A 13,401-nucleotide genomic window follows, 5' to 3' on the forward strand; every position below is an offset into this window, starting at 1 on the left:
CGCCGCGGCATCCGCCCCGCTGCTCCGCTCAGCCGGCGGTCGCGCCGACCGCGACCCCCTCGCGCACCGCGCGCGTGGCCTCGACGATGTTCGCGAGCGACGCCACCGTCTCGTCGTACCCGCGGGTCTTGAGCCCGCAGTCGGGGTTCACCCACAGGCGACCGGCCGGCACGCCGTCGACGGCGCGTTCGAGCAGCGAGCGGACCTCCTCGACGCTCGGCACCCGCGGCGAGTGGATGTCGTAGACGCCCGGGCCGACGCCGTGGTCGAAGCCGCTCGCGGCGAGGTCGTCGACGACCTCCATACGGCTGCGCGCCGCTTCGATCGAGGTCACGTCGGCGTCCAGCTCGCGGATCGCGTCGATGACCACGCCGAACTCGGAGTAGCAGAGGTGGGTGTGCACCTGCGTCGCGGGCGCGGCGCCGCCCGTGGCCAGCCGGAACGAGCCGACCGACCAGTCGAGGTAGGCGGGCTGGTCGGCGCGCTTCAGCGGGAGCAGCTCCCGCAGGGCCGGCTCGTCGACCTGGATCACGCGGATGCCGGCGGCCTCGAGGTCGGCGATCTCGTCGCGCAGCGCGAGGGCCACCTGACGCGCGGTGTCGCCGAGCGGCTGGTCGTCGCGGACGAACGACCACGCGAGGATCGTCACGGGACCCGTGAGCATGCCCTTCACGGGCTTGTCCGACAGCGACTGCGCGTACGCCGACCACTCGACCGTCATGGGCGCCGGACGCGACACGTCGCCCCACAGGATCGACGGGCGCGTGCACCGCGAGCCGTACGACTGCACCCAGCCGTGCTGCGTGACCGCGAAGCCGTCGAGCAGCTCGGCGAAGTATTGCACCATGTCGTTGCGCTCCGGCTCGCCGTGCACGAGCACGTCGAGGCCGAGGTCCTCCTGCAGGCGGATGACGCGCGCGATCTCCTCGCGCATGAGCTCGCGGTAGGCGGCATCCGTCAGCTCGCCCTTCACGAGCCGGGCGCGGGCGCGACGGATGTCGGCCGTCTGCGGGAACGACCCGATCGTCGTCGTCGGCAGCGCGGGCAGGTCGAGGTCCTCCTGCGCGGCGACGCGGGCCTCGTAGGCGGCGCGGGCGAAGGCGCCGGCGTCGAGGGCGGCGAGGCGGTCCCGCACCGCCGGCACGCGCACGCCCGGGGCGGCGGCGCGGTCGGCGAGGGCGACGGATGCCGCGTCGAGCTCGGCCGCGATCGCGTCGCGGCCCTCGGCGAGGCCGCGCGCGAGCACCGCGACCTGGGCGACCTTCTGGTCGGCGAACGCGAGCCAGCTCACGAGGCGGGCGTCGAGCGCGGACTCGTCCTCCACGTCGTGCGGCACGTGCAGCAGCGACGTCGACGTCGACACGGCGACGGAGCCGGAACGCGATCGGAGCGCCTCCGCGCGCTCGAACGCGCGCTCGAGGTCGCCGCGCCAGATGTTGTGGCCGTCGACGACGCCCGCGACCAGGGTCTTCCCGGCGAGCGCCTCCTCGGTGACCCCGTCGAGCCGGTCCGGCAGGTCGCCGCGGACCAGGTCGAAGGCGATCGCCTCGACCGGGGTCGACGCGAGCGCGGGCAGGGCGTCGTCGAGCGACCCGTACGGGGCGGCGACGAGAATCGCCGGGCGGTCGTCGCGCGCGCCGAGCGCGTCGTACGCGATCCCGACCGCCTCGAGGACGCGTTCGCGCGGCTCGTCGAGGCTCTCGCTCACGAGGGCGGGCTCGTCGAGCTGCGCCCAATCGGCACCCGCGCGGGCGAGCTCGTCGAGGAGCCGCTGGTACACGGGCACCAGGTCGGCCAGGCGATCGATGGGGCGGAAGCCCTCGGGCGCGTCATCCGCCGCCTTGGCCAGGAGCAGGAACGTGACCGGACCGACGAGGACCGGCCGGGTCGCGAACCCGGCCTCGCGGGCTTCGCGGACCTGCGCCACGAGCGCCTCCGCGTGGGGCGCGAACGCCGTGTCGGGGCCGATCTCGGGCACGAGGTAGTGGTAGTTCGAGTCGAACCACTTCGTCATCTCGAGCGGAGCGTCGGCGCCCTCGCCGCGCGCGACGGTGAAGTAGCCGGCGAGGTCGAGACGTCCGTCGGCGTCGAGCAGCCGGTGGAAGCGCGCGGGGATCGCCCCGACCGCGACCGCGGCGTCCAGCACCTGGTCGTAGTACGAGAAGCTCTCGGGGATCGCCGAGTCGGTGCGGCCGAGGCCGAGCGCGGCGAGTCGCTCGCGCGTGGCGGCGCGGAGCCCGGCGGCGGTGCGCTCGAGCTCGTCGGCGTCGATGCGGCCGGCCCAGAACGCCTCGACGGCGTGCTTGAGCTCGCGGCGCCGCCCGATGCGGGGGTAGCCGAGGATGGTTCCGGCGGGGAAGGCGGGTGCGGTCATCGTTCTCTCGTGTTCCTCTCGGTGCCCGCGTGGGCGGGGGTTCGGATGCCGAGCCGGTCCAGGACGGCGAGCACGGCCTCGTGGCGGTTGAAGGTGTACAGGTGCAGACCGGGTGCCCCGCCGTCGAGCACCTCGCGGGCGAGGTCGGCGGCGAAGTCGACCCCGAGGTCGAACAGGGCATCGGCGTCGGGCTCGATCTCGAGCGGGATCGCGAGCTCGCTCGGCGCGGGCACGCCCGTGAGCTCCTGCAGGCGGGACAGTCGCCCCGGCGTGGTGACGGGCATGATCCCCGGCAGGATCGGGATGGTCACGCCGCCGGCGCGGGCGCGCTCGACGAAGCCGAGGTAGTCGTCGGCGTGCCAGAACAGCTGGGTGATCGCGAGGTTGGCGCCCGCGACCTCCTTGGCGAGGAGCACGTCGACGTCCTGCCCGATGCCGCGCGATCGCGGGTGCCCGGTCGGGAACGCCGCGACGGCGACCCGCTCCGGACGCGGGCGGTCGAGGATGCGGGTCGCCCCGGGGATCCCGGGGATCCCGACCTGGCCGAACGGCTCGCGCTCCTCCTGCACCCGGTGGATGAGCTGCACGAGCTCGGCCGCGCTCCGCAGGTCGCCGAGACCCGTGTCCGGTCCGGCGCCCACGGGCGGGTCGCCGCGCAGCGCGAGGAAGCTCGTCACCCCGGCATCGAGGAACTCGCGGACGAGCCGGTTGGCCTCGGCGTGGCTCGAGCCGACGCACGTGAGGTGGGCCATCGGCTCGACGTCGGTGTGCTCGAGCATGTACCGCAGCACCGTGAGCGACCGGTCGCGGGACGACCCGCCCGCACCGAACGTCACCGAGATGAACGCCGGGTCGACCTCGGCGAGCCGGTCGATGGTGCGGCCGAGGGCGAGCGCGGCGGCGTCGGTCCGCGGCGGGAAGAGCTCGAACGAGATCGGCGGCCGAGGCCGACGGTCGCCGTCGTCGGGTCCGGTTCCGGTCATGGTGCTCCAGGTGACGGATGCCGCACCGGTCGGTCGGACGCACGGCACGCCGCGCCCGACCGGCCGTCACGGCGGGTGGGTCTCGCGGGCGGGTGCCGGGCTCGGCGGTCGCTCCAGGCGGGCGGCATCCGGCCGCTCGCCACGATCTGGTGCGACGATACGCCCGGCGCGCGGCATCCGCCCGGGTTGTTACGACGCGTGACCGGTCGGCCCCGCATCGCCGCCGACACGACGACGGCCCGGTCGACGCGATGGTCGGACCGGGCCGCCGGGTGAGCGGATGCTACGCGAGCGCGCCCATGCGGAACTCCGCGAGCTGCGCGGCCTGCTCGGGCGAGGCCAGCGCGCGGATGCGCGTGCCGTCCTCGACGTACTCGGTGGAGAGCACCCGGCCGGTCTCGTGGAGCGTGGACACGATGTCGCCCCGGTCGTAGGGCACCAGCAGGTCGACCTCGACCGCCGGATCGGGCAGCATGCGGCTGATCGCCTCGAGCACCTCGGCGACGCCCTCGCCCGTCCGCGCGGAGGCGAACACGGCGTTCGGCTCGAGCCCCTGCAGCACGAGGCGGTCCTCGGGCGTGATGAGGTCGGCCTTGTTGAAGACCACGAGCTCCGGGATGTCGCGTGCGCCGACCTCGCCGATGACGTCGCGGACGGTCGCGATCTGGCTCGCGGGGTCGGGGTGGGCGGCGTCGACGACGTGCACCACGAGGTCGGCGTCCGCGACCTCCTCGAGGGTCGACCGGAACGCCTCGACGAGCTGGTGCGGCAGGTTGCGGACGAAGCCGACCGTGTCGGCGATCGTGTAGACCCGGCCGTCGGCGGTCGTGTTGCGCCGCACGGTCGCGTCGAGCGTCGCGAACAGGGCGTTCTCGACGAGCACGCCCGCGCCGGTGATGCGGTTCAGCAGGCTGGACTTGCCCGCGTTGGTGTATCCGGCGATCGCGACCGACGGCACCGCGTTGCGCTTGCGGTTGGCCCGCTTGGCGTCGCGCGCCGGCTTCATGCCCGCGATCTGCTTGCGCAGGCGCGCCATGCGCGAGTGGATGCGGCGGCGGTCGAGCTCGATCTTGGTCTCACCGGGACCACGGGAGCCCATGCCCGCACCGGCGCCGCCGACCTGGCCGCCGGCCTGCCGCGACATCGACTCACCCCAGCCGCGGAGGCGCGGGAGCAGGTACTCGAGCTGCGCGAGCTCGACCTGGGCCTTGCCCTCGCGGCTCTTGGCGTGCTGGCTGAAGATGTCGAGGATCACGGCCGTGCGATCGATCACCTTCACCTTGACCGCGTCCTCGAGCGCACGCCGCTGGCTCGGCGCGAGCTCGGTGTCGGCGACGACCGTGTCGGCGCCGAGCGCGGCCACGATGTGCCGGAGCTCCTCGGTCTTGCCGCGGCCGAGGTAGGTCGAGGGGTCGGGGTGCGGGCGGCGCTGCAGCACGCCGTCGAGCACGCGGGCTCCCGCGGTCTCGGCGAGCGCCGAGAGTTCGCGAAGGGAGTTCTCGGCGTCCTCGAGGGAGCCTTGGGCGTACACGCCGATGAGCACCACGTTCTCGAGCCGCAGCTGCCGGTACTCGACCTCGGTGACGTCCTCGAGCTCGGTCGAGAGGCCGCCCACGCGGCGGAGCGCCGCGCGCTCCTCGCGGTCGTACTGCTCGCCGTCGTAGCCGTCGCCGTCGCCCGGCCGGTCGAGGCCGTCGCGCTGGATGGCGGTGGCGTCGCCGCCGCCGAAGCGTGCGATGCCGGCGCGCGTCTCGGCGCTGCGCAGCACGCGTTCGACGGCGTCGTCGGAGGTCTCGTGTGCAGCGTCGTTCATCTGGTCCAGCCTACTTCCGTTCGTGCGATAGGTTCCCGTGTATGCCGCAGGAGCAGTACTTCTCGTCGAAGCCCGCCGACGACGGCTCGCTCCGCACCATCCCCGTCCGCCTCGCCGGTCGCGACGTCGAGGTGGTCACGGCGGGCGGCGTGTTCAGTCCCGGCCACGTCGATGCCGGCACGCAGGTGCTGCTCGGCGAGGTGCCCGAGCCTCCGGCATCCGGCCACCTGCTCGACCTCGGGTCGGGATGGGGGCCGGTGGCGATCACCCTCGGGTTCGAGTCGCCGGATGCCACGGTGTGGGCCGTCGACGTCAACGAGCGGGCGCTCGACCTCGTGCGTCGGAACGCCCGACGTCTCGGCCTCGTCAATGTCAACGCCGCGATGCCCGACGATGTTCCCGACGACGTCCGCTTCGCGGCGATCTGGTCGAACCCGCCGATCCGGATCGGCAAGGCCGAGCTGCACGCGCTGCTCCGGCGGTGGCTGCCGCGCCTCGACGTCGGCGCGACCGCGTGGCTGGTCGTGCAGAAGCATCTCGGCTCGGACTCGCTGCAGCGCTGGCTGGCCGAGGAGTTCGGCGACGGGTGGACCGTGGCGCGGGCCGCCTCGTCGAAGGGCTTCCGGATCCTGACGGTCACGCGCGACGCCTGACCGTCGCGTCGGGCGGACGGGCGGCGAGCCGCCGCGGCATCCGCCCGGTTCAGGCGAGGCTCAGCACGCCGTCGAAGACGAGTTCGGCCGGACCGGCCAGCAGGACGTGCTCGCCGTCGGCCTCGGCCGCCATGCGCACGCCGACCACGCCGCCGGCCACCTGCACGACCCACTCGTCAGGGGCACCGCTCCCGGCCCAGTGCCGCACGGCGAGCGCCGACGCGACCGCGCCGGTGCCGCACGAGAGCGTCTCGCCCGATCCGCGCTCGTGGACGCGCATCCGGATGCGGCCGCGACCGCCCTCGACGAGGGGCTCGGCGGGCACGACGAACTCGACGTTCGCGCCGGCCTGCGGCTGCGGCTCGAGGATCGGCAGGTACGCCAGGTCGAGTCCGTCGAGCTCGCTGTCGTCGGCGAGGGCCACCACGACGTGCGGGTTGCCCACGTCGATGCCGAGGCCCGGGCGGGCCACCGGCAGGTTCTTGGCGCGGACGAGCGGCTCGCCGCCGTCGAGGCGCCACGTGCCGAGATCGGCCTCGAATCCGCCGTTGCCGAGCGCCCGAACCCGGCGCACGCCGGCGCGGGTGCCGATGGCGATCCACTCGTCGGGGCCGAGCTCGACGAGGCCCTGGTCGACGAGGTAGCGGGTGAAGACGCGGATGCCGTTGCCGCACATCTCCGACGGGCTGCCGTCGGCGTTCCAGTAGTCCATGAACCACGTCGCCGCCGGGTCCTCGGCGAGGGCGGCCGCGCCGTCGGGCAGGCGGTCCGATCGCACGGCGCGGATGATGCCGTCGGCGCCGACGCCGAAGTGGCGATCGCAGACGGCGGCGATGCGGGTCCGCGTGAGTTCCGTCTCGCCCTCGGGGTCGCTGAACAGCACGAAGTCGTTTCCCGTGCCGTGGCCCTTGGTGAAGCGGAGATCGAACGCCATCGCACCAGTCTAGGGACGCCCGGGGACGGCTCCGGACGACCGCGCCAGGCGTGCGGTGCGCCACCGCCCCGGCCGGAGGCGGCTCAGTCGCCCGCCGCCTGCCGCGCCACCTCGGCCGCGACCGCCGCCCGGTCGTCGGCGTCGACGACGGATGCCGCGGCGTAGCGCCGGAACCAGCCCACCTGCCGGCGGGCGTACGTGCGCGTGAGCGCCTGCGTCTCGGCGATCGCGTCGGCCTGCGGCATCCGCCCGTGGATCTCGGCCAGGGCCTGCGCGTAGCCGATGGCCTTGCGCGCGGTGACCCCGCGTTCGAGGCCGAGCGGGATCAGCGACCGCACCTCGTCGACGAGGCCCGCGGCCCACATGTCGAGCACGCGCGCGTCGAGGCGCTCCACGAGTCGCGCCCGCTCGGCGCGCAGGTGCACGATCCGGTGCGGCCGCCACGGCACGGGCTCGTCGGGAAGCCGCGCGGCCTTGGGTTCGCCCGTCAGCTCGATGACCTCGAGGGCGCGCACGATGCGGCGGCCGTTCTGGGGGTCCACGGATGCCGCGGTCTCGGCGTCGAGCTCGCGGAGCCGACGGTGCAGCAGCCCCGGCCCGACCTCGTCGAGCTCGCGCTCCAGCCGCGCCCGGATCGCGGCATCCGTGCCGGGGAACCGCAGGTCGTGGATCACGCTCGAGGCGTAGAGCCCCGAGCCGCCCGTGAGGAGGGCCACGCCGCCGCGAGCGATGATGTCGTCGACGGCGGCGCGGGCCGCGGGCTGGTAGGCGGCGACGGAGGCCTCGTCGGTGACCTCGAGCACGTCGAGGAGGTGGTGCGGGACGCCCTCGCGCTCGTCGATGCCGAGCTTGGCGGTGCCGATGTCCATGCCGCGGTAGAGCTGCATGGCGTCGGCGTTGACGACCTCGGCGAATCCGCCTCGATCGGCCACGGCATGGGCCACGTCGAGCGCGAAGCGCGACTTGCCGGTGCCGGTGGCGCCGACGATCGCGATGAGGGTCACGTCAGCGCTGGCCGTCGGTCGGGTCGTAGATCGGCATGGTGCCGACGCCGGGGGCGGTCAGCGGCTCGGGACCGACGCGCAGCGTCGGAAGTCCGAGCGAGACCCGGCCCGGGGCGGATGCCGCGCCGCCGCTCGCGGCGGGGACGCCGCAGCTCTCGGCCTGGGCGCGATCCCACGCGTCGCCCGCGCGCGTGCGCCGGATCCGCAGCGGGGTGCCGTCGACGGAGTCGGCGAGCAGGTGGAACGGCGCGGCCTGCGTGATCGTGACGGACACGACGTCGCCCGGGCGCGGCTGCTCCGAACCGGCGGGGACCTCGAAGTGCACCAGCCGGCTGTCTTCGGCACGACCGCTCAGGCGGTGCGTCTCGGCGTCCTTCTTGCCCTCGCCGGTCGAGACGAGGACCTCCACCGCGGTGCCGACGAGCGTGCGGTTCTCCTGCCACGAGATCTGCTCCTGCAGGGCGATGAGGCGGTCGTAGCGCTCCTGCACGACCTCCTTGGGCACCTGGTCCTCCATCGTCGCCGCCGGGGTTCCCGGGCGGATGGAGTACTGGAAGGTGAAGGCGGAGGCGAACCGGGCCGCCTCGACGACCCGGAGCGTCTCCTGGAAGTCCTCCTCGGTCTCGCCGGGGAAGCCGACGATGATGTCGGTCGAGATCGCGGCGTTCGGGATCCGGGCCCGGACGCGGTCGAGGATCCCGAGGAACTTCTCCGACCGATACGAGCGCCGCATGGCCTTGAGGATGCGGTCGGAGCCGGACTGGAGCGGCATGTGCAGCTGCGGCATGACGCTCGGCGTCTCGGCCATCGCATCGATGACGTCGTCGGTGAAGGCGGCCGGGTGCGGGCTCGTGAAGCGGATGCGCTCGAGGCCCTCGATGCCGCCGGCGGCGCGGAGGAGCTTGCCGAAGGCCTGGCGGTCGCCGAACTCGACGCCGTAGGAGTTCACGTTCTGCCCGAGCAGCGTGACCTCGATCGCGCCGTCGTCGACGAGCGCCTGGATCTCGGCGAGGATGTCGCCGGGGCGGCGGTCCTTCTCCTTGCCGCGGAGGGCGGGGACGATGCAGAAGGTGCACGTGTTGTTGCAGCCGACCGAGATCGACACCCAGCCGGAGTAGGTCGAGTCGCGCTTGGTGGGCAGCGTCGACGGGAACACCTCGAGCGCGTCGAGGATCTCGAGCTGCGCCTCGTCGTTGTGGCGTGCTCGCTCGAGGAGGCTCGGCAGGGAACCCATGTTGTGCGTGCCGAACACCACGTCGACCCACGGCGCCTTCTCGAGGATGACGTTCTTGTCCTTCTGCGCGAGGCATCCGCCGACCGCGATCTGCATGCCCTCGTGCCGGCGCTTCACGCCGGCCAGGTGCCCGAGGTTGCCGTAGAGCTTGTTGTCGGCGTTCTCGCGCACCGCGCAGGTGTTGATCACCACGACATCCGGCTCGACGCCCTCGGCGCGGACGTACCCGGCGGCCTCGAGCGAACCGCTCAACCGCTCGGAGTCGTGCACGTTCATCTGGCACCCGTAGGTGCGGACCTCGTAGGTGCGCGGCGCGGCGGGCGCGACCACGCCGTGGGCAGCGTGCGTCGCCTCGTGGATGGTGCTCATGATCGCACCAGTCTACGAGCCGTCACCCCGCGTCGTCGCCGTCGAGGGCCACGCGCACGGCCTCGCGGACGACCTCGCTTCCGTAGCCGCGTCGCAGGAGGAAGGCGGTGAGCCGCCGGTGCGCGACCGCGGGATCCAGTCCGGCGAGCTGGCGGGCGCGCCGCTCGGCGATGAGGGTGGCGTGCTCGAGCTCGACGTCGGGATCGAGCGTCTCGAGCGCCGAGCGTGCGAGCTCGCCGTCGATGCCCCGCCGACCGAGCTCGTGGAGGAGCGCACCGCTCCCCCGGCCTCGCCGCACGCCGTGGCTGTGCACCAGCTGTTCGGCGAGGCGTCGGTCGTCGAGGTACCCGAGCCGCACGTAGCGTTCGATCCACTCCTCGATCTCGTGATCGTCGAGACCGTGCTCGGCGAGGGTGGCGCGGACCTCCGCGATCGACAGCGAGGCCCGGCGCAGGCGCGACACGATGAGTCGATCGATGCGCTCATCGCGCTCGATCCCGGTCTCGGGTGGCGCGGCGTCGCCCACGACGGCCAGACCCCGGGCCTTGCGGCCCCCGCCGCGTTCGACCGGGCGCGACTCGTCGTTCGACGCTCGACCCGAGCGACCGCGCCCGGCCGGATGCCGCGGACTCATGCGGGCCGCCGCCGGCTCGACTCGCTCCTCCGCCTCGGCGGCGCGATCGGGCGCGGCCCTGCCGCCGTCGGGTTCACCCGACGACGGCACGGCCCACGGAAGGTACGTGACCGGCGCCAGCCCCTCGTTCCGTTGCTCGCCCATGCGACCCGGACTCGGACTCAGGCGCCCTTGCGCTTGGACGCGATCGACTCGACGTTGGCCACCGGCGCCACCGGCGCTGCGCCGCCCGCGGCCTGCCCGATGCCGAGCTTGGCGAGGATCTTGCGCTCGATGTCGGCCGCGATGTCCGGGTTCTGGAGGAGGAAGTTGCGCGCGTTCTCCTTGCCCTGGCCGAGCTGGTCGCCGTCGTACGTGTACCACGCGCCCGACTTCTTGACGATGGCCTGGTCGACGCCGTAATCGATCAGGCTGCCCTCACGGGAGATGCCGACGCCGTAGAGGATGTCGAACTCGGCCTGCTTGAACGGCGGGGCCATCTTGTTCTTCACGACCTTCACGCGGGTCCGGTTGCCGACCGCCTCGGTGCCGTCCTTCAGGGTCTCGATACGACGGATGTCGAGTCGCACGGACGCGTAGAACTTCAGCGCCTTTCCACCCGCGGTCGTCTCGGGGCTGCCGAAGAACACGCCGATCTTCTCGCGGAGCTGGTTGATGAAGATCGCCGTGGTCTTGGTCTGGTTCAGGCCACCGGTCAGCTTGCGGAGCGCCTGCGACATGAGCCGTGCCTGGAGGCCGACGTGCGAGTCGCCCATCTCGCCCTCGATCTCGGCCCGGGGCACGAGCGCGGCGACGGAGTCGATCACGACGAGGTCGATGGAGCCCGAGCGGATCAGCATGTCGGCGATCTCGAGCGCCTGCTCACCCGTGTCGGGCTGCGAGACGAGGAGCGAGTCGATGTCGACGCCGAGCTTCTTGGCGTACTCGGGGTCGAGTGCGTGCTCCGCGTCGATGAACGCGGCGATGCCGCCCGCGCGCTGCACGTTGGCGATCGCGTGGAGGGTCAGCGTGGTCTTACCGGAGGACTCGGGACCGTAGATCTCGATGATGCGACCGCGCGGCAGGCCACCGACGCCGAGCGCCACGTCGAGCGCGATCGAGCCGGTGGGGATGACCTCGACCGGCGCGCGCTCCTCGCTCCCGAGGCGCATCACCGAGCCCTTGCCGAACTGTCGGTCGATCTGGGCGAGTGCGGTCTCGAGGGCCTTCTCGCGGTCTGCAGGGGATGGCATCGGGTGCTCCTTCATGGGTCGTTGCGGCTGCCTCTAGGCTGTCGGTCCGCGTGCCGGGCCGTGACCCGGCACGTCTCGCGACAAGGCGTTGGCGGTGTGTTCCGACGCTTCGACCGTATGGCCGGCCACCGACATCCGGCACCCGACCGGCGCCCGATGTGGATGGATGCGACATCCCTCCCGTTCTGCAGGAGCCTAGCGCGACATCCGAACGGATGTTCGACGCCGCGCACGGCGTGTCGAACGCGTCTTCGGGGTGCTCAGCGACGGTCTCCGGGCACGGGGCGGCCGGCGCCGTACCACCGGGACTCCGGCACATCCGTGGCGCGGCACAGCGCGAGCCACACGTCGCGCGGCGCCGCGCCGGCATCCAGCGCCTCGGCCGCGGTGCGGCCGCCGACCTCGGGCAGCACCAGGTCGTTCACGACGACGCTCCCGTACCCCGCGCCGAATTCCTGCTCCACGGCCAGGTTGAACTCGCTCCGCCTCACTGGACCCCTCCGGACATGACTGCGGCCGGTCCGAGGACCGGCCGCAATGATCGAGCTTGGATGGACGTGCGAGTCAGCGGACCATCATGTCCGCGTCGAACTCGGCGACGAGGTCGTCGGGCAGGCTGTCGGGCACCGACGGGGTGCTCAGCCCCTCGAGGACCGCGATGCGGTCGCCGACCTCGTGCATGATCACCGAGATGGGCGTGTCGAGCGCCTCGGCCACCGAGGCGAGGATCTCGCTCGAGGCCTCCTTCTGCCCGCGCTCGACCTCGCTGAGGTACCCGAGCGCAACGCTCGCCTTGCTGGCGACCTGACGGAGGGTGCGGCCCTTCTGCAGGCGGAAGTCCCTCAGCACGTCGCCGATCTCCTGTCGAACCAGAACCATCGGAACCTCCCTCTCAAATGCCTGCGGCCCTCGCGGGCCGGTGCGGGGAGGTCAGTCTAGCGCCTCTTCCCGATGTACCGAGCCTAGCGTCGCACACTGGACTTTTCTTGTGAACCTGACTGCTGTAACAGGCTGTTCACGTCCGCTATTCCGCGGCTCGGGCACCGATCTCGTCGAGCTCCGCGAGCGCTTCGGCGAGGGCGCGGGCCACCGTCGAACGTCTCACGTCCGCACGGTCGCCGGCGAGGGTCAGGCGCACCGAGCGGATGCCGCGGGGCGACGCGATCCCGACGAACACCGTGCCCGGCGCATGGCCGTCCTGCGGGTCCGGGCCGGCGACGCCGGTCGTGCCGATCCCCAGGTCGGCGGGCCGACCGTCCACCGCGCAGAGCGTGCGCACGTGGTCGGCGAGCTGCTCGGCCACCTCGGGGTCCACGGGTCCGCGCTCCTCGAGCAGGTGGGCGTCCACGTCCACGAGGGCGCGCTTGAGTTCCGTGGCGTAGGCGACGATGCCGCCGAGGAACGCGTTCGATGCCCCCGGCACGTCCACGAGCGTCGCCGCGAGCAGGCCGCCCGTGAGCGACTCGGCACAGGCGACGGTGCGGCCGGATGCCACGAGCCGGGTGATGAGCTCCGTGGCATCCGTCGCCGGCGCCTCGGGACCCGCCTCGGCCGGCCCGGTCACCGTGCCTCGGCCCGGTGCTCGCGGGCGAGCCGGAACGCGTCGCGCACGTAGAGGAGCCCCGACCACACGGTGAGCACCAGCGCGAGGATCATGAAGGTCCAGTTGACCCAGACGATCCAGTCGCCCACGAGCGTCCAGAGCGGAGTCAGGAACAGCGAGATCGCGATGGCCTGGGTGAGCGTCTTCAGCTTCCCGCCCGAGGAGGCGGGGACGACCGTTCCGCGACGCAGCTCGACGAGGCGCCACACGGTGATGCCGACCTCGCGCACGATGATCACGAGCGTGATCCACCACGGCAGCTCGCCGAGGATGGACAGGCACACGAGCGCTCCGCTCGTGAGGAGCTTGTCGGCGATGGGGTCGAGGATCTTGCCGAGGTCGGTCACGAGGCCGTTGCGGCGTGCGAGCCAGCCGTCGACCCAGTCGGTCGAGATGGCCACGACGAAGATCGCGGCCGCCCACCAGCGCATCGGCCCGTCGGCCCCCGCGTCGGCCAGGAGCAGCCAGAAGAACACCGGCGCCATCACGATCCGGACCACCGTGATCGCGTTCGGCAGGTTCCAGTTCGCCGAGCGTGCGGGTGCGGCCGGTGAGGTCATGGCCACAG

13 protein-coding genes are annotated in these 13,401 nt (G+C 72.8%); 1 reads left to right on the forward strand and 12 read right to left on the reverse strand.

Annotated features, from left to right (window positions below; genetic code table 11):
- Positions 1–28: 28 nt before the first annotated feature.
- The 3 genes from metE to hflX all read right to left on the reverse strand — a co-directional run bounded on the left by metE (position 29) and on the right by hflX (position 5,170).
- The gene (gene metE / locus M1L56_RS13105) at positions 29–2,374 is read right to left on the reverse strand and encodes a 5-methyltetrahydropteroyltriglutamate--homocysteine S-methyltransferase (protein WP_248599567.1); all 2,346 of its coding nucleotides are present in this window, start codon (positions 2,372–2,374) and stop codon (positions 29–31) included.
- The gene (locus M1L56_RS13110) at positions 2,371–3,357 is read right to left on the reverse strand and encodes a methylenetetrahydrofolate reductase (RefSeq protein ID WP_248599568.1); all 987 of its coding nucleotides are present in this window, start codon (positions 3,355–3,357) and stop codon (positions 2,371–2,373) included. The genes metE and M1L56_RS13110 overlap by 4 nt, the downstream gene beginning before the upstream one ends.
- 283 nt (positions 3,358–3,640) lie before the next feature.
- Positions 3,641–5,170: a GTPase HflX gene (gene hflX / locus M1L56_RS13115; protein WP_067949235.1), complete on the reverse strand. Its 1,530-nt coding sequence runs from the start codon at positions 5,168–5,170 to the stop codon at positions 3,641–3,643.
- A gap of 41 nt (positions 5,171–5,211) precedes the next feature.
- Here hflX and M1L56_RS13120 point away from each other — a divergent pair, with 41 nt between their 5' ends.
- A complete protein-coding gene (locus M1L56_RS13120; protein ID WP_248599569.1) occupies positions 5,212–5,823 on the forward strand; it encodes a class I SAM-dependent methyltransferase in 612 nt (203 codons plus the stop codon).
- 49 nt (positions 5,824–5,872) lie between these two features.
- Here M1L56_RS13120 and dapF read toward each other — a convergent pair whose 3' ends face one another.
- The 9 genes from dapF to pgsA all read right to left on the reverse strand — a co-directional run bounded on the left by dapF (position 5,873) and on the right by pgsA (position 13,393).
- A complete protein-coding gene (gene dapF / locus M1L56_RS13125; protein WP_248599570.1) occupies positions 5,873–6,757 on the reverse strand; it encodes a diaminopimelate epimerase in 885 nt (294 codons plus the stop codon).
- An 83-nt stretch (positions 6,758–6,840) separates the two neighbouring features.
- Positions 6,841–7,761 carry a tRNA (adenosine(37)-N6)-dimethylallyltransferase MiaA gene (gene miaA, locus M1L56_RS13130; protein WP_248599571.1) on the reverse strand — a complete coding sequence of 307 codons (921 nt, stop codon included), beginning with the start codon at positions 7,759–7,761 and terminating at the stop codon, positions 6,841–6,843.
- Between the two features lies 1 nt (position 7,762).
- Positions 7,763–9,364, reverse strand: a complete 1,602-nt coding sequence (gene miaB, locus M1L56_RS13135; RefSeq protein WP_248599572.1) for a tRNA (N6-isopentenyl adenosine(37)-C2)-methylthiotransferase MiaB — start codon at positions 9,362–9,364, stop codon at positions 7,763–7,765.
- Positions 9,365–9,386: 22 nt separating this feature from the next.
- A complete protein-coding gene (locus M1L56_RS13140) occupies positions 9,387–10,142 on the reverse strand; it encodes a regulatory protein RecX (RefSeq protein WP_248599573.1) in 756 nt (251 codons plus the stop codon).
- A gap of 17 nt (positions 10,143–10,159) precedes the next feature.
- On the reverse strand, positions 10,160–11,230 hold the full coding sequence (gene recA, locus M1L56_RS13145) for a recombinase RecA (protein ID WP_067949300.1): 1,071 nt from the start codon (positions 11,228–11,230) through the stop codon (positions 10,160–10,162).
- 260 nt (positions 11,231–11,490) lie between these two features.
- Positions 11,491–11,721, reverse strand: coding sequence for a DUF3046 domain-containing protein (locus tag M1L56_RS13150; protein WP_067949246.1), 231 nt, complete (start codon positions 11,719–11,721; stop codon positions 11,491–11,493).
- 73 nt (positions 11,722–11,794) lie between these two features.
- A complete protein-coding gene (locus tag M1L56_RS13155) occupies positions 11,795–12,109 on the reverse strand; it encodes a helix-turn-helix domain-containing protein (protein ID WP_067949248.1) in 315 nt (104 codons plus the stop codon).
- Positions 12,110–12,254: 145 nt separating this feature from the next.
- The gene (locus tag M1L56_RS13160; RefSeq protein ID WP_248599574.1) at positions 12,255–12,794 is read right to left on the reverse strand and encodes a CinA family protein; all 540 of its coding nucleotides are present in this window, start codon (positions 12,792–12,794) and stop codon (positions 12,255–12,257) included.
- Entirely contained in the window at positions 12,791–13,393 is a 603-nt protein-coding gene (gene pgsA, locus M1L56_RS13165) for a CDP-diacylglycerol--glycerol-3-phosphate 3-phosphatidyltransferase (RefSeq protein WP_248599575.1), read from the reverse strand. Before pgsA ends, M1L56_RS13160 begins: the two co-directional genes overlap by 4 nt.
- Positions 13,394–13,401: the final 8 nt, after the last annotated feature.

It is taken from the genome of Agromyces sp. C10 (genome assembly GCF_023217995.1).
GTDB lineage: Bacteria > Actinomycetota > Actinomycetes > Actinomycetales > Microbacteriaceae > Agromyces > Agromyces indicus.